Consider the following 16,021-nt stretch of genomic DNA (forward strand, 5'->3'; position numbering starts at 1 on the left):
TTAAGTAAGTCTAAAAGACCTGGAGGTAGTGTGCTCGATATTCGCAGGCTGCATGTCCTCAAAACCCTCAACCTTGAGGGGACCATGACGGCTGCCGCGGCCAAGCTTCACATGACCACCTCAGCCGTGAGCCAGCAGCTGGCCGTGCTGGAAAAAGAAGCCGGGGTGTCCCTGCTGGTCCGGGCGGGGCGCAAAGTGCGCCTCACCGAGGCCGGGACCACGCTGGTGGCACACTTTGACCGCATTGCCGTGGAAGTGGAGGCAGCTGAGACAAGCCTGAAAAGGCTTCAGACCGATGTTCGCGGACGCCTGGCCATCAGCGCCTTTCCAAGTTTCTGCAGCACGGTGCTGCCCACCGCAGTAATGTCGCTGCATTCTGCCTATCCTCGGCTGGACGTGATGGTCTCCGATCTTGAACCTTTTGAGAGCATCGCCCAACTGAGGGCCGGTCGCATTGACGTGGCGGTTGTCGACGACCTTCATGACATCCCGGATGAGGGACTGGTCAAAACGGCCCTTGGACGGGACGAGATCATCCTTTGCCTGCCCAAGAACCGGCAGGCGGCAGAAACGGTCAATCTCAGTGACTATGCCAACGACCACTGGATTTTGGATCAGGAGGGAAGCGTTTTCGAACAATTTGTTCGTCAAACGTGCAAGGGGGCCGGGTTTGAGCCGCGGGTCGTTGCCAACTGCCGGAACCTCATGGCCACTCTGGGGCTGGTGCGGGGTGGCCTCGGCGTCGCGCTCATGAGCGAGCTGAATCTCGGGCGGGAAACGGAAGACCTCCTGGTCCGCCGCGTGGAGCCCAGCTGCGGGCGCAACATCATCGTCCTGCACCGTGCCGCCAGCGGCAAATCACCTGCTGTCGCCGCAGCCCTCGACGAGCTCCGTAAAGCTGCAAAGGCCCGGCCCAAGGCGTGAAACGTTAAGGCTTCCTTCACAGACACTTCATAACTTCCCGATGGACGCCACGGACTTTCGCCCCAAAACTGGAAGGAAAGACCCCACCCGCACTACCCCGGAGGTTAGCCATGGTCTTGAGCGCCCTTGACCTGTTCTCGATCGGTATCGGCCCGTCGTCGTCCCACACAGTTGGCCCGATGCGCGCGGCCCGTTCCTTCATCCAGGACCTCGAAAAAGCAGGAAAGTTCGACGCCGTTGCCCGCCTTCACGCCGGACTCTACGGTTCGCTGGGGGCTACAGGACGGGGACATGGCTCGGACAAGGCCGTCATCCTGGGGTTCATGGGAGAACTTCCGGAAGCTGTGGACACCCTGACTGCCGACAGCAGAGTCGCCGAGGCGACCGAAGCCAGGAAGATTCTCCTCGGAGGGCACCGGATGATCGCCTTCAACAGAACCAAGGACATCGTTCTCCACATGCGTCAGTCCCTTCCGGCACACCCCAACGGGATGCGGTTCCAAGCCTTCGACGACCACGGAAACGTGCTGGGTGAACGCGTCTACTATTCAGTGGGTGGCGGATTCGTCGTGGACGAAGATGCGCTTGGGGCGTCGCCGCAGGACCACATCCAGCTTCGTTACCCCTTCTCCAACGCACAGGAACTCCTGGCCCACTGTGAGCGCGCGAACCTGCCCATCAGCGACATCATGCTGGCCAATGAAGGCGCCTGGCGCACCGAGAAGGAAACCCGCGAGCAACTGCTGCGCATCTGGGAAACCATGAAGGAATGTGTCTCGCGCGGCTGTGGCCGTACGGAAGAGCACCTACCCGGGAACCTGATGGTCCGTCGTCGTGCTCCCCGCCTCTTCGCCGACCTGCAAACAAGGGACGACAGCAACGATCCCCTGCGTGCCGTCGACTGGGTCAACCTGTACGCACTGGCGGTGAATGAAGAGAATGCCACCGGCGGCCGCGTCGTGACCGCACCCACCAACGGAGCCGCCGGCATTATTCCGGCAGTCCTGCACTACTACATGAAGTTCATCCCCGAAGCATCGGAGGAAGCAGTGGTCCGCTTCCTGCTCACAGCAGCAGCAATCGGCGTCCTGTTCAAGACCAATGCGTCCATCTCAGGGGCGGAAGTGGGCTGCCAGGGTGAGGTTGGCTCGGCGTGCTCCATGGCCGCCGGCGCCCTCTGCGAAGTCCTCGGCGGCACCCCGCAACAAGTCGAGAACGCAGCCGAAATCGGCATCGAACACAACCTCGGATTGACCTGCGACCCCGTCGGCGGCCTGGTGCAGATCCCCTGCATCGAACGCAACGCCATGGCCAGCAACAAAGCCATCAATGCCGCACGCATCAGCCTCCACGGAGACGGCATCCACCATGTCTCCCTCGACACCGCCATCAAGACCATGCGGGAAACCGGCGCCGACATGAAAAGCAAATACAAAGAGACATCCCGCGGCGGCCTCGCCGTGAACGTCATCGCCTGCTGACCTTCGACGGGGCGGCAGGCGGAGGGTTCCTGTCGGATTCACTAGGGTAGGAAGAACCCACAGTAAGGACCACCCATGCGCACCCCCGCCGGCAGCATCGCCGTAGATCGCCACTACGACCTCATCATCATCGGTTCGGGGTCAGGGAACTCGATTCCCGGGCCTGAGTTCGACGACCGGTCGATAGCGATCATCGAGGACGGGCTGTTCGGGGGTACCTGCCTGAACGTCGGTTGCATCCCCTCGAAAATGTACGTTCACACCGCCGACACCGCGCTCGATATCACCGAATCCGGGCGGCTGGGCCTTCAAGCACAGATCACGTCCGTGGACTGGCCGGGCATCGTCAACCGCATCTTCGAGGACCGGATTGATCCGATCGCGGCTGCCGGCGAGGAGTACCGCCGCGGTCCCCGCACCCCGAACACTGATGTTTACGACCAACACGCCGTCTTCGTCGGCGAACGAACGGTGCGCACCGGCCAAGGTGCCCGGCAAATGACGATCTCCGGGGACCAGATCGTCATTGCCGCGGGCTCCCGCCCCGTGATCCCGGAGGCCATTGCGTCCTCAGGCGTGAAGTACCACACCAACGAAGACATCATGCGGTTGCCGGAGCTGCCCCGGTCCATGGTGATCATCGGCGGAGGCTACATTGCCATGGAATTCGCCCACGTCTTCGACGCCCTCGGCACCGACGTCACGATCGTCCCCCGCTCGACGCTCCTGCGGAACCTTGACCAAGACCTCCACGACCGCTTCAATACCCTGGCCGCCAAGCGCTTCGACGTCCGGTTTGGCCGAACGCCCCACGGCGCCGGGCAGACGGCCCAAGGCATAACAGTCAGGCTCGACGACGGATCCTCCGCCACCGGGGAGGTACTGCTGGTAGCCACCGGACGCACCCCCAACGGGGACCTTCTGGACCTGCCGTCTGCCGGGATCGGGATGACGGACGACGGACGCATCAAGCTGGACGAATTCGGCCGGTCGACCACCGCCGCGGGTGTCTGGGCTCTCGGCGACGTCTCTTCGCCCTACATGCTCAAACACGTCGCCAATGCAGAGATGCGCTGCGTTCGGCATAATCTGTTGAATCCGGAGAACCTCAAGAAGATACCGCATGACCACGTCCCCGCCGCCACGTTCACCCACCCCCAGATCGCCACTGTTGGCATGACCGAAGCCCAAGCCCGCGACCACGGCCACAACGTGACCGTCAAAGTCCAGGACTATGGAGACGTTGCCTACGGCTGGGCGTTGGAAGACAGCACCGGTATCTGCAAGCTCATCGCTGACCAGGACACGGGAAAACTCCTCGGCGCCCACTACATGGGCCACCAGGCATCAACCCTGATCCAACAGATGATCACCGTACTCGCCTTTGACCTGGACCTCCGCGAATTCGCCGACAAGCAATACTGGATCCACCCCGCACTGCCCGAAGTCACCGAAAACGCCCTGCTCGGCCTCACCTTCAATGGCCCAGCAAAGCCAGACACGGCAGAGCGGGCGTAGCACCTTTGGGCGGTCCCAAGGGACCCTGCCCGCGCTTCCCTTAGCGGGCACCCCGTTCAAGTTCCGACAGTTCGGATTCAAGTTGCCGGGTCAGGTTCCTGAGGCGGCGGATGTGTTCCTGGGACATAAGCCCTGGCTGTGAGGTTACCTGAGCGTCGACGTCGAAGACCGTGTTGGGGCTGTGCCACACGTTGAACCATTCGAGGCCATGACCGAGCGCGTCACTGGTTACCCCCTGCAGCAGGAGCAGGGGTTCGCGGGATTTGGATTCGAGTTTTTGCGCAAGGTCGGCGTCCGCCGCCACCGCCTGAACCTGCCGTGGTCCGCCTGCCGGATGGTAGCCGTGCTCCCGCATGAGGCCAAGAAGTGACGCGTTTTCCAGCAACTCCTTGGTGAAGTGCGGAAAGAGGTCGCGGGGAACCCAGGTGCGCATGAACGCTACCGGGACTTCTTCCAGGTAGCGGATGCGCTCGATTTTCCACGTGTTGGTGGTGTTCAGTGCCTCCACCGCCGGCTGGGGCGGGGCGGCGTGTTCCACGGAGATGACGTGGGTTCGCAGGCGTTGACCGTGCGCGGCCGCCTGTTCGTCAAGCCCGCCGGCTTGTTGCAGATGCCGACGAAGGATCGGCGCGGCGGCCACCACGGAGCCACGGCCGCGTTGACGTCGAATCAGTCCAAGGTCGGAAAGTCCGGACAACGCCTGGCGCACAACGCTGCGGGAGACGCCGAACTGCTTTTGAAGTTCCTCCTCAGTGGGAAGTGGAGAACCGGGCAGCAGGGGCCGGTCCAGGATCTGCCGGTGCAGGATGTCCCGTATCTGCGCATGGAGGGGCGGACCTTCCTCCCGGTTCAAGCCGTTGGTCCGTTCCCGGGGCTCTCCCCCGGTGGGTTGCACACTCACACTGACTCCTTTGGCGTTCGAGCACATCATAGCCCGCCCTTCCTCCGCCTCATCCTTGACGGGTGATCCAGCGCACATGTAATGTACGTACTAATTGTACGGACTTGCTCCGTCGACTGGAACATACAATGGCGTAGAAAGGTCGAGTAATGACACAGATGCATTTGAGGTCCGGGCGTTCCCGTATACCGATGTTTGCCTTCCTCCAGAAGGTGCCCGCCGGCATGATGCTGATCCCACTCATGCTGGGCGTACTGATGAACACCTTTGCGCCCGAAGCCCTGAAAATCGGCGGTTTCACCACCGCGCTCTTCAAGGACGGTGCCTTGACGCTGATCGCGGTGCTCATTCTGGCAACCGGAGCCCAGATCACCGGAAGCCACAGCGGAAAGGCCGCCGCGTCCACCACCACGGTTGTCTTGGTCTGCAAGACCTTGATCCCAGCCACCGTTGCGGTGATCCTGGGCCTGGTGGTCGGCATCGACGGCATCGCTGGTGTATCCATCCTGGCCATGTTGGCAATCTTTGGTAACAGCAACGGCGCCTTGTGGCTGGCCTTCGCCGGCCAGTACGGCGACGAGCGGGACACCGGTGCTTACGTGGCGAGCGCCTTTGATGACGGGCCATTCCTGGCCCTGATCTTCCTGGGCGCATCCGGGCTGGGCGATATCCCTGTACTGGCATTCGCCGCGGCACTGATTCCGTTCATCATCGGCCTCTTCATCGGCGCCGTCGATCGTGAGTGGACGAAGGCCCTGGACCATGTACCGAACATCGTGATCCCCTTCATGTCCTTCGCTGTGGGAACGGGCATCAACCTGAAAACAGTGCTCACCGGAGGTTTCGCCGGAATCTTCCTCGGACTGATCGTCGTCGTCTTCACTGGAGGCCTCACCTACCTCGGCTACCGGTTCATCCTCAAACGCGGATCCAAGAGCGGCATCGGGTTTGCAGCCGGCACAACGGCGGGCAACGCCGTCGCCGTACCTGCGGTAGTCGCCGTCGCAGACCCAAGGTTTGAACCCTTCGTCGCTTCCGCGTCAGCCCAGGCTGCTACGGCCGTTCTGGTGACAGCACTGTTGGCCCCGATCGTCGCCTCCTGGGCTTTGAAGCGGGCCGGAGGCCTGCAGCCCGCCGATCCGGTCCCGGCAGCGGTCTGAACCATTCCTTGTACATCCCCCTTCATGGACGGAGAAACCATGCGCGATCCGCGCTCGGTGCGATGCACCTACTACCTGGAGTCGGAAATCGACCCTGCAAAAGCCGCGGCCATCATGGCGGGTGAGCAATCCAGCGGCACCTTCATGCCGGTACCCGGCGAGTCGGCCCGCATCCGTGAACGGCACGCCGCCCGCATCTCAGAGGTCCAGGAACTCGGCTTCTGCCGGCCCTCACTGCCGTCACGGGCCGCCCCGGAAAAGGTCCGCGCTGCCCTCGTCACCGTCGATTTCCCCATGGAGAATATTGGTACGGACCTGGCCACCCTGCAGACCGCCATCGCCGGAAACCTCTTCGAACTTGGCGATCTCTACGCTTGCAGGCTGCAGGACATAACCCTCCCCGAGGATTTTGTTGTAGCCCACCCTGGCCCGGCCTTCGGTATCGCGGGGACGCGCAAACTCATCAGTGACGTCCAAGGCGTCATGGTGGGAACCATCGTCAAACCCAACGTCGGGCTTTCGGAAGATGAATTCCGGCTCATCGTGCGGGACTTGGCCAGGGCCTCCATCGACCTGATCAAAGACGACGAATTGATGACCGATCCCGCGTACCTGCCCTTGGAACGCCGTGTTGCTGTCGCCACAGAAGAAATCCGTGCCGCAGAGCAGGTCACGGGCCACTCCACCATGTATGCCTTCAACATCACCGGAGACCTCGCCGGCCTGAAGAAGCGGCACGACCTCGTCGTCGCCGCCGGCGGCCGCTGCGTCATGCTGAACATCCCGGTCATGGGCCTTCCCGCCTTGGCCCTGCTGCGCAGCTTCGCCGAGGTTCCCATCCATGGCCACCGCGCCGGACTCGCCGCCTCGATGCGGTCCAAGGGCCTGGGGATGGATTACCGGGTCTGGCAGCAGTTGGCACGCCTCGCCGGCGCAGACCACCTGCATGCCAGCGGACTCGGCAGTAAGTTTTACGAACTGGACGAAGAAGTCGCTGCGAACATCCGCAGCCTGCTCGAACCACTGGGACAGACCACTGCACCGCTGCCCGTCCTGTCTTCGGGCCAAAACGTCACCACCCCGGGGCCCACCTTCGAGTCTGTGGGCTCTACGGACTTGATGATGCTCGCCGGTGGCGGCGTCGCGGGCCATCCGGACGGTCCCGGGGCCGGGGTGCGCAGCCTCCGCCAGGCATGGGAAGCTGCCGTGGCCGGCGTCCCCTTGCAGGAAGCCGCACGCGATCGCTCCCGCACCGGGGATGATGCCCTGCTGCACGCAGTCCAAACCTTCGGGAAAGGTGCATAAAAATGCCCGCTTTCGGTTTCGTTGCGGACGACCTCACAGGAGCCGCAGATGTCCTGGCCCAGTCCCATCGCTACGGACTGGACGCTGTCTTGATCATTGGCGATTCCCCGCTGCCCACCGATGCTGACGTCGTCGGGATCGCAGGGCCAGCCCGGTCCCTGGCGGGGGAAGCGTTCGATACCCTGGTGGCCCGCGACCTTGCCGGCATCGCACAACTGAATCTGGAAGTGCTGCTCTACAAGGTCTGTTCGACCTTCGACAGCTCCCCTGCCGTGGGCAGCATTGGCCGCGGAATTCAGTTGCTGCATCAGCAGTTCCCCCTCCACGGTCCAATTCCCGTGGTGCCGGCACAGCCCGGGTTCGGCCGCTTCACCGCCTTCAGCAACCACTACGCGAGCTACGCAGGCAAGATCTACCGACTGGACCGCCACCCCGTCATGTCCCGGCACCCCTCCACCCCCATGGCCGAAGCCGACCTGCGCCAAGTGCTCGCCGAACAACTTGGCAGTGCTCCGGAACCGGCTGCCATCCACCTGCCCGCCTATGACGACGGCACGTTCAAGGACGCCTGGGCAGACCGCCGCAGGGACCCCGATGCGCAAGCCTTCGTAGTTGATGCCGTGGACGAACAGCACATGGATACCGTTGCTGAGGCCCTCACCCGGGAGGGGCACGGCCACGGGCCCTCCATTGTTGTGGGCTCCGGTGGAATCATGGCAGCCCTGGCCCGGTCTGTTTCGGACCAGGCTCCCCGCGCCCCCGGACCGCAGCGGCCATCAGGACCCGTGCTGGCGATCAGCGCCTCAGCCTCCAGCACCACGGCGAAACAGATCACCGACGCCGTCGCGCACGGATGGGAGGACGCGCCGGTATCCGCCGGGCTACTCCAGGGTCACGACGCCGGGGCCCTGGCCGAGCTGGACAGGCACGTCGCAAACGCCCTGGGGAACGGCCACAACGTCGTCGTCCACACCACCAGGGGTCCCGGAGACCCCCGGTTTGGCGCCGCCACACCGGCCGACCCTGGTTACGTCGGCGCACTGATCGGGGGCATCGCAGCCCGGATGGCCGCAGCCGGACTCACCCACGACATCGCCGTGTGCGGCGGCGACACCTCCAGCCACGCACTCATCGCCATGGGCGTGCGCCAACTACGTGTCTCCGACCAGTTCGTCACAGCGGGCCCCATCCTGCAAGCCGATGACGACTCTGCAGTCGGCGGATGCAGGCTCCTGCTCAAAGGCGGGCAGGTAGGCCCCATCGATGTCCTGCGAAAATTCGCCGGTCAGCTCCCCCACTGACTCACCTCGAACTCAATCCCTCCGCGCATCACCAAAACCCACGAAAGGCGGCCCCCATGCGGGCAGTAGTCAAAAACGCAGCAGAACGAGGCGTCTCATACGTCACCGACGCGGGCGACCCCAAGGCAGCAGAAGGCTCCGTCGTCATCGAAGTCGGCGCAGCCTCCCTCTGCGGCACCGACCGTGAACTCTACGAATGGACCCCCTCAGCCCAAGCATTCAACCTCAATCTTCCGGTCGTCCTCGGCCACGAAGGCGCGGGCACCGTCGTCGAAGTTGGCCCCGGCGTCACCGGCCTCAAAGCCGGCGACCAAGTTGCCCTCGAAAGCCATCTGACCTGCGGCCAGTGTTTTCCTTGCCGCACAGGAGACGCCCACACCTGTGAACGCACAGGCATTCTGGGCATGCACATCGACGGCGTCTTCGCCGAATACGCGGCCGTGCCGCAGGACATCTGCGTCAAACTCCCCACCGGCCTGTCTCTGGAATCCGGCGCCCTTCTCGAAGCTGCCGGGGTTGCAGTCCACGCCATCCAACGCGCCAACTACTCCGTGGCAGGGCGGGCGGTGCTCGTCAGCGGAGCGGGACCGGTCGGTCTCGTCGTCGTCAACCTGGCACTGCTCATGGGTGCCTCGCACGTCATAGCCGTCGATCCCAACCCCTACCGCCGCGCCCAAGCAGAAAAGCTGGGCGCAACCGCACTGCACCCCAACGACGGCATCATCGAACGCTGCCGCGAACTGACAGGCCGACGCGGCGGATTCGACGTCGCCTTCGAATGCTCCGGAGCACCCGGCACACTGGCGACCCTCTTCGAAGCCGTGCGCCGCGAAGCCACCGTCATCACCGTCGGACACCCCAGCCGCCCGGCAGAAGTCGATATCGCCGCCTACATCAACAAGAAGGGCATCACTCTGCGCGGCATCTTTGGCCGCCGGCTCTGGGAGACCTGGGAACAAAGCCTGCTGCTGCTGGACTCCGGAAAACTGGACCTCGATTGGCTCATCACGCACCGCATGAAACTCAGCCAAATCGACGAAGCCGTGGAACTCCTCACAGGGGATGCCTGCAAAGTTCTGCTCATCCCGAGCCTCGGCTGACGTCGGGTGCCGCTGTGGAGAATGCCACGGCGTTGCTTCCTGGGTAGGGGAACGGACATTGATCTACCTTGACGAACCGGCCCCCGTGCCCCGCCCTGGGGAGTACCGCTGCCTAGGATACGCTCGGATTGATCTTCGGCAGGCAGCGAACGAGCTCATCAGTGGTGTAGAACGCCCCTTAGCCCGCGCTCGGTTTGCAGGGTTCCGCCAGGGGAATCCCGCGCTCGTTGTCAAGGATGCGTGTCAGGGTCTGACCTGATGCGTCAGCGGAGGTGTCCCACTGGATGTTGGCCGCCATTGGTGAAACATCCGCTCCCCGCCTGGGTTCCCGGCGTAGGTGAAGAGCTCGCCTTCGGCCTGCTGCTTCCCACTTCCCGGCAAGCCAAACATCGCTGCGAAGGGAGTAATTTCTTCTGCGTGTGCGAATCGGAATTTGGCCCCACTGGTTTTCGGGAAGCGCTTTTGGTCAGGGTGTGCATGAGGTCGTCGCGCAGGACCTCTGCCATGCGGAACGTGACATCTTCCTCTTGGAAGCTTGGGCCTTTCTCGTAGAAGTCCGTTCCATCGTTCAGGTACGCGAACCATTCCGCATCCCCGGCATTGACGAACCGCCCCCAATCCGTTCTGACTTCGTCACTGATTCCGGAGGTGATGATGTACGAGTTGTAGAGCACATCGGCAGCGTCCACAGCATCCTTGACCTGTGTTCACCCTTGCCTCGATCGGTGAGGGTGAATTCTCCGTTTTCAAGCCGCTCCACGAATTCGGGAGCATAGAGTCTCTCCTGCATCCGACGAGATACCTCCCTGGTCTGCGGGAGGTCATCGAGTTCATGGGCAACGACATCCAGCCTGGGATCGGAATCTTCGAATTCCAGATAAGCGGCATCCGTCTTGTGGAAGTACAGTGTTTTGGGGTCAACCACCACGTCGCCGACGGGTTTGCTGATCTTCGGGTTCCCCTCTTTCATTCCCTCCACAAAGTTCAGGGCGCTGTCCGTGGCCCGCTCCTTGCCCGATGACCAGACCGCGATGCTTCCCCGCTGTTTGACGCTCGCGGATCCCGCGTGCGCTGAGGTTTCCGTAGCCTACTTTTTCGTTCGCGGCGATGAGTTCGACGAGAGCCTTATGGAACTTTTTTCCGAGCTTGGTGAGGCTGTTGCTGTGCTCTGCGGCTCCATACCTGGAGACTGAGGTCGTCGTACTTCTTCGAGGAAAGTGCACGGGAGCCGTGCCGCGCGATGGACTGCGCCACGAGCGGCGCGTATCCCGCCGGCGGCGCGATGACGGAAGCGTCCGTGGGCGAAGGGTACGGGGTCTTGGAACCGAGGCCGGGAACACCCAAGGTGCCCTAGCTTAACGATGCGCGGAGCAAGGGACGGGACTTCCATGTCTTTAACAGCCCGCGTTGCCGGGGACTGCGTGTCAACCCGGAATGTTTGACGTCCAAAATCGATACCAAATCCTCCCTTGACAGCGACTTGCTTCGGCCCTAAATTTGTTGCAACCGATCTCAGCAACCGATCTCACTGCTAATTCCGTAAATGCAACCGATCTCAAAGGAGAGACTCGATGGTCAAAAAGCCCCTCCCCACTCTCGGTGGTCAGCGTTTAGCAGGCGGGAATTGAGCACGGCATGCTCCCGCATCAGCAACCCAGTTCTCAGGAGAATTTCATGATCAAAAAGCGATGGGGCTTGGCGCTCGTCACGGCCGTCATAGCCGGCCTCACACTCAGTGGCTGCTCCCCCTCAGCTTCGGAACCGAAAGGGCCCGTAACGCTCAATTACTGGGACTTCCTCGATCCCAGCCAGAATAATCCGCGCTCGAAGGCCCTCAAGGAAAACATTGCCAAGTTTGAGGCGGCAAACCCGGACATCAAGATCAACCTCTCCGTTGTTTCGCTTGGCGACATGTTGAACAGACTGCCGCAAGCCGCGGCAGCAGGCCAGGCTCCTGACGTCTTCAAGATGTTCACTCCCGTCGTTCCGCAGATGGCATCCGCCGGGGTCTACGCACCGCTGCCTGAGGCTGCTTCCAAGGTGACCGACTGGCTGCGCCCGACCGACACCCTTGCTGGCGCCGACGGCAAGCCGGTGGCCGTGCCATATGAATACCGAACCTGCGCGCTGTACTACAACCAAAAGATCCTCACCGAGATTGGCGCGAGCGTTCCCACCACGTATGACCAGGTTGTCGACGTCGCTCAGAAAGCTGCAGCTGCGGGATTTACCGGCTTCGGGACTGGATTCTCGGACACGGACAACTCGGCGATCATCAGCACGTTCTTCAACTGCTTCATGACGCAGGTTGACCAAGAGATCTGGAACAAAGATGGACAAGCGGATTTCGCCACGGCGAAGGGCAACGAGTTCGGTAACTTCCTTGCCAAGCTGCGGGACGTCAAGGCTTTGGGCAGCAACGTCGTTTCAGACACGTACGGCACCGTAGCTGACGGAATGGCGAGTGGCACCGTCGCCATGGCAGTTTTGGGCACGGAACGAGCGGTGTCCTTCGGCTCGCAGAACAAGGACCTTAAGTGGACAGCATTGCCCAAGGCGAGTACTGGCGATACGACAGGAACCACCATTGGGTGGACCTTGGGGATAGGCAATGGCAGCAAGAACTCCGAGGCCGCCTGGAAGTTTATCGAGTACATGACCGGGCCGGAAGCCGGTGCCCTGATGGCAACGGGTGGAGAGGTCCCCACCCGGGCAGCCACCTACCAGCAACCGTTCTTCTCCACTCCTGAGGCAAAGACAGTCAACGACATCGCGGCCTATGTCAAGACCAATAGCGAGCCTCGCACGTATTCCAATACCTGGACCGCCCTCGCGACTGGTTTATCCCAAGCAGGACAGAAATTGACTCTCAATGGTTCATCGGGTGAGGACTTCATCCGTTCCGCGCAGGATGCGGCTAACAAGAAGTAGCCGCCCCATATCAGGGGAGCCTGGGAAGTTCAGGCTCCCTTGGGAAGGAACATTGAAAATGTCAACAGAAAGCCCGACACGCAGCCCCCACAGGACCAGCACCGCACCGTCAAGCATCGAAACCATTCGCCGGGTCCGCAAGGATCGGATGGTGTGGCTGTATGTCCTCCCCGTCAGTGCCGTTTTCCTCTTTGTTTTCGTGGGGCCGCTCATCTACACAGTCTGGACGGCCCTGCACGAAACGACTTATTACCAGATAGGCAAGTTCTCCGGACTGAATTCCTTTGTCCGGCTGTTCTCAGACTCTGACCTGCCGAGCCGCATCGGAACTACCTTGGTTTTCTCGCTCGGCGCCTTGGTCATCGCTCTGCCGGCAGGACTTCTTTCCGCAATCGTGCTCAACAATCTTCACAGGTTCAAGCGTTCCGTCCGGAGCCTCTTCCTCCTGCCCTGGCTGATGTCACAGGCTACTGCTGGAACTATCTGGCTTTGGTTTCTTAACCCCAATTACGGTCCAGCTTCCGCCATCACCAAATCCCTCGGATTCGGCCCCACTGACGTGTTCTCATCGCCTACCAGCGCGTTGGTGGCAGTAACCCTGATGACAGCCTGGTGGTCCTATCCGCAAGCCATGCTTCTCTTCCTGGGTGCCCTTCAAACTATTCCTGAAGAGCTACGCGAAAGCCTCAAAGTGGACGGCGGCGGTGTCTGGCACGGATTCATCAACATTACGCTCCCCTACTTACGCAACACCATCGTGTCCGTGGTGGTAGTTCTCCTCATGCTCTATGTACAGATGGTCACCATCATCCTCGTCACCACACGAGGAGGGCCCATCGGGTCCACGGAGACGTTGTCCATGCGTGTCTACAACCAAATGTTCGACAAGTTTGATCTCTCCGGGGCATCAGCAACGGCAATCTTACTTTTTGCCGTCAACATTGTCCTGACTCTCGTCGCCATTCGCTTCCGACGGAAGGAAAGCCTGTGAGCATCACAACCCCGCGTCGCCAGCGACGCCTGGGCAACTTCATTCGCGCAGTCCCTGCCTGGGCCTACATCCTGCTCTCCGCCGCGGTGGTGCTTCCGCCGGTCGCATGGATTGTATCCACATCGCTGAAGACGGCCTCGAGCACCTTGGAGTTCCCGCCACGGTGGATACCGGCGCCCTTCTCTTCCGAGGGTTATGTTGGTCTCCTGACATCGACCAACATCCGCTTCTTCGCGAACTCCCTCATCTATGCGGGCGGCTCCATCGTCCTCGCCCTGGCCATTTGCATCCCTGCGGCCTATGTCGCCACACGATACCGCAGCCGCCGCATGGAAACGCTGATGACCGGGATCCTGGTCCTGTCCATGGTGCCGGCGATTGTGGTCTTCATTGCGCTGTATTCAATGTTTGTCAAGACTGCTTTGATCAACACCTACCCGATGCTGATCATCGTCTACACGGCAATAATCTGCGGACAAACCATCCTGTTTCTGCGAAATTTCATCGAGAACATTCCCGTCGAAATCGAGGAAGCAGCGGCCATTGATGGCTGCTCCCGCATGCAGATTTTGTGGCGCATTATCCTGCCGCTCATCCGGCCCGGTATCGCTGCTGTAGCCATCTTCATCTTTGTGTTCGTTTGGAATGACTTCCTCGTGGGCACCGTCCTCGCCACCACCGAAGACATGAAGACCGTCCAGAACGGCATAGTGCGATACATTACCACTGGATTCGGGAGCTTCTGGGGTCTCTTCGGCGCATTCATCGTCGTTGCCTTCATCCCGGTTCTGTCAATCTTCCTCGCTTTTCAACGCTGGTTTGTTGCCGGTATGACCTCAGGCGGAGTCAAGGGTTAGCTAAGGGATAACTGACCGGGCAGACCAGCCGCACTCCATACTGCAAAAGGAAGGCCCCGTGACCGCTGAGCGGTCACGGGGCCTTCCTTAATGGGCACCACCTGGGTAGATTCACCATCCAGTGGCAAGGAGATTGCGTTCGCACCATGCCCTGAGGCGCTGCGACTTAGGAGTTTATGCCTGGACGCCAATCCGGCGGCTGGATCAACTCCACGCGATTTCCATCGGGATCGAGGAGGTAAACCAGCCACCCGCCTGCAATGGGGCCCGACGTCGGGGCAACAGGTTCGGATATCGCGCCGTAACCGAGCGCCATCATCCTGGCGTACACCTCCCGCACATCAATGTCGGTAAAGGCAAGGTGAGCTGTTCCCGGCTGCGCCTGGGATGGATCGACAGCGGTCAACAGCGGCTCGGCGTGGGCGAGTTCCAAGCGGAACGATCCGTCGCTGGTAGCCAGGAGCATGGCCGTGACTTTGACGTCGGCACGGCCATAAAGCTTGCCGATGTAGGCTCCGGATGTCCACGCATCCAGTCGCTCCAGTCCGAGTCCATCCACATAAAAACGTTCGCTGCGCTCCATATCCGATACGTGCAGGGCGGTGTGATGGTGCCGCATTGGGGGCCTCCTTCGTAGTACGGGATTCGTCTCTGAGTGCCGAAGAATGAATAGCCGAATTCCTAGGTTCCTATCCCCAGATGTGCGCCACCGGCCACGTCCAGGGACACCCCCGTGATGTAGCGATTATCGGGATCAGAGAGGAACAGGATGGCCCGGGCCACTTCATCGGGCTCGGCAAAGCGGCGCATAGGCAGCTGCGCTGCCCGCTTCGCCCGGTTTGCAGCTGCATCGGGTCCGGAATCCCGGGCGAACTGCGCCCACATGGGCGTGTTCACTGGTCCTGGCGCAATGGCATTGACCGAGATGCCGTTGGGTCCGAGCAGTTCGGCGAAAGACCACATGATATGAAGGACCGCGAGTTTGCTTGCGTTATAGGGCAGATAGTTGAGGCGCGCTTCTTTTGCCGCAACTGAGGACAGGACCACGATGGCACCCGAGGTGCCCGTCTCAAGCATCGACTTTGCGGTCTGCCGGACCATGGTGAAGGTCGCAGTGGCATTGATCCTCAGGATGGAGTCGAACTCTTCGGTGGTTGTTTCCATGATGTCGGGGGTGGGGCCGAGGACTCCGGCTGCATGGACGAGAACATCCAGACGGCCGTATTTGACTTGGATGTCCGTGATGACGGTGGAGCATTGTTCTTCCGAAGTGATGTCGAGGGGATAGAACGCTTCCAGCGACTGGTCCTCCTTCGGGGAACGGTCGGCACCAATGACAATGGCCCCGGAGGCTATAAATGCGCTGACTGCAGCGTCGCCGATTCCTCCGCTTGATCCGGTTACCAAAACCACCTGGTCTTTGAGGCTCATCGGTTCTGTCCGCTCTGGGCGCAGCTTGACTGCAGGGCCCCTGTCGTCGGGGCATGAGGTGCTTGCTTCATGGTCATTTCCTTACTCGATCTTGCTCGGTACGCTTGCTGGTTTCGATGAT

At 61.4% G+C, this 16,021-nt stretch carries 15 protein-coding genes; 11 read left to right on the plus strand and 4 right to left on the minus strand.

Annotated elements, in window-relative coordinates:
- The first annotated feature begins 30 nt into the window (after positions 1-30).
- The 3 genes from QF015_RS02505 to mtr all read left to right on the plus strand — a co-directional run bounded on the left by QF015_RS02505 (position 31) and on the right by mtr (position 3,923).
- Positions 31-924 (plus strand): LysR family transcriptional regulator, encoded by an 894-nt coding sequence (locus tag QF015_RS02505; RefSeq protein WP_429386661.1) that lies wholly within the window; start codon positions 31-33, stop codon positions 922-924.
- Positions 925-1,034: 110 nt separating this feature from the next.
- Positions 1,035-2,405 (plus strand): L-serine ammonia-lyase, encoded by a 1,371-nt coding sequence (locus QF015_RS02510; protein WP_429386663.1) that lies wholly within the window; start codon positions 1,035-1,037, stop codon positions 2,403-2,405.
- Between the two features lie 75 nt (positions 2,406-2,480).
- The gene (gene mtr / locus QF015_RS02515) at positions 2,481-3,923 is read left to right on the plus strand and encodes a mycothione reductase (RefSeq protein WP_429386665.1); all 1,443 of its coding nucleotides are present in this window, start codon (positions 2,481-2,483) and stop codon (positions 3,921-3,923) included.
- A 40-nt stretch (positions 3,924-3,963) separates the two neighbouring features.
- Here the strand turns inward: mtr and QF015_RS02520 are convergent, their stop codons facing one another.
- The gene (locus QF015_RS02520; protein ID WP_310205362.1) at positions 3,964-4,824 is read right to left on the minus strand and encodes a GntR family transcriptional regulator; all 861 of its coding nucleotides are present in this window, start codon (positions 4,822-4,824) and stop codon (positions 3,964-3,966) included.
- Between the two features lie 149 nt (positions 4,825-4,973).
- On the opposite strand from QF015_RS02520, the gene QF015_RS02525 reads away from it, so the two are divergent.
- Genes QF015_RS02525 through QF015_RS02540 form a run of 4 tightly spaced genes read left to right on the plus strand, consistent with a single transcriptional unit; the run spans position 4,974 to position 9,690 of the window.
- Positions 4,974-5,984, plus strand: a complete 1,011-nt coding sequence (locus tag QF015_RS02525; protein WP_310205365.1) for a 2-keto-3-deoxygluconate permease — start codon at positions 4,974-4,976, stop codon at positions 5,982-5,984.
- 39 nt (positions 5,985-6,023) lie between these two features.
- Positions 6,024-7,289 (plus strand): RuBisCO large subunit C-terminal-like domain-containing protein, encoded by a 1,266-nt coding sequence (locus QF015_RS02530; protein WP_310205368.1) that lies wholly within the window; start codon positions 6,024-6,026, stop codon positions 7,287-7,289.
- A 2-nt stretch (positions 7,290-7,291) separates the two neighbouring features.
- Positions 7,292-8,590 carry a four-carbon acid sugar kinase family protein gene (locus tag QF015_RS02535; RefSeq protein ID WP_429386668.1) on the plus strand — a complete coding sequence of 433 codons (1,299 nt, stop codon included), beginning with the start codon at positions 7,292-7,294 and terminating at the stop codon, positions 8,588-8,590.
- A gap of 56 nt (positions 8,591-8,646) precedes the next feature.
- Positions 8,647-9,690 (plus strand): zinc-dependent alcohol dehydrogenase, encoded by a 1,044-nt coding sequence (locus QF015_RS02540; RefSeq protein ID WP_310205375.1) that lies wholly within the window; start codon positions 8,647-8,649, stop codon positions 9,688-9,690.
- 263 nt (positions 9,691-9,953) lie between these two features.
- Here the strand turns inward: QF015_RS02540 and QF015_RS02545 are convergent, their stop codons facing one another.
- On the minus strand, positions 9,954-10,379 hold the full coding sequence (locus tag QF015_RS02545) for a hypothetical protein (RefSeq protein WP_429386669.1): 426 nt from the start codon (positions 10,377-10,379) through the stop codon (positions 9,954-9,956).
- A 14-nt stretch (positions 10,380-10,393) separates the two neighbouring features.
- Here QF015_RS02545 and QF015_RS02550 point away from each other — a divergent pair, with 14 nt between their 5' ends.
- The 4 genes from QF015_RS02550 (at position 10,394) to QF015_RS02565 (ending at position 14,469) form a co-directional block, all read left to right on the plus strand.
- A complete protein-coding gene (locus QF015_RS02550; RefSeq protein ID WP_429386671.1) occupies positions 10,394-10,711 on the plus strand; it encodes a hypothetical protein in 318 nt (105 codons plus the stop codon).
- Between the two features lie 653 nt (positions 10,712-11,364).
- The gene (locus QF015_RS02555) at positions 11,365-12,621 is read left to right on the plus strand and encodes an ABC transporter substrate-binding protein (RefSeq protein ID WP_429386673.1); all 1,257 of its coding nucleotides are present in this window, start codon (positions 11,365-11,367) and stop codon (positions 12,619-12,621) included.
- Between the two features lie 58 nt (positions 12,622-12,679).
- On the plus strand, positions 12,680-13,612 hold the full coding sequence (locus QF015_RS02560; protein ID WP_429386674.1) for a carbohydrate ABC transporter permease: 933 nt from the start codon (positions 12,680-12,682) through the stop codon (positions 13,610-13,612).
- A complete protein-coding gene (locus tag QF015_RS02565; RefSeq protein ID WP_429386676.1) occupies positions 13,609-14,469 on the plus strand; it encodes a carbohydrate ABC transporter permease in 861 nt (286 codons plus the stop codon). The genes QF015_RS02560 and QF015_RS02565 overlap by 4 nt, the downstream gene beginning before the upstream one ends.
- A 166-nt stretch (positions 14,470-14,635) precedes the next feature.
- Here QF015_RS02565 and QF015_RS02570 read toward each other — a convergent pair whose 3' ends face one another.
- Together QF015_RS02570 and QF015_RS02575 are read right to left on the minus strand one after the other, a co-directional pair.
- Positions 14,636-15,088, minus strand: a complete 453-nt coding sequence (locus QF015_RS02570; protein ID WP_429386678.1) for a VOC family protein — start codon at positions 15,086-15,088, stop codon at positions 14,636-14,638.
- Between the two features lie 62 nt (positions 15,089-15,150).
- Positions 15,151-15,900 carry an SDR family NAD(P)-dependent oxidoreductase gene (locus QF015_RS02575; RefSeq protein ID WP_310205396.1) on the minus strand — a complete coding sequence of 250 codons (750 nt, stop codon included), beginning with the start codon at positions 15,898-15,900 and terminating at the stop codon, positions 15,151-15,153.
- Positions 15,901-16,021 lie beyond the last annotated feature (121 nt).

This window comes from Paenarthrobacter sp. TE4293, from assembly GCF_050435325.1.
Taxonomy (GTDB): domain Bacteria; phylum Actinomycetota; class Actinomycetes; order Actinomycetales; family Micrococcaceae; genus Arthrobacter; species Arthrobacter nitroguajacolicus_C.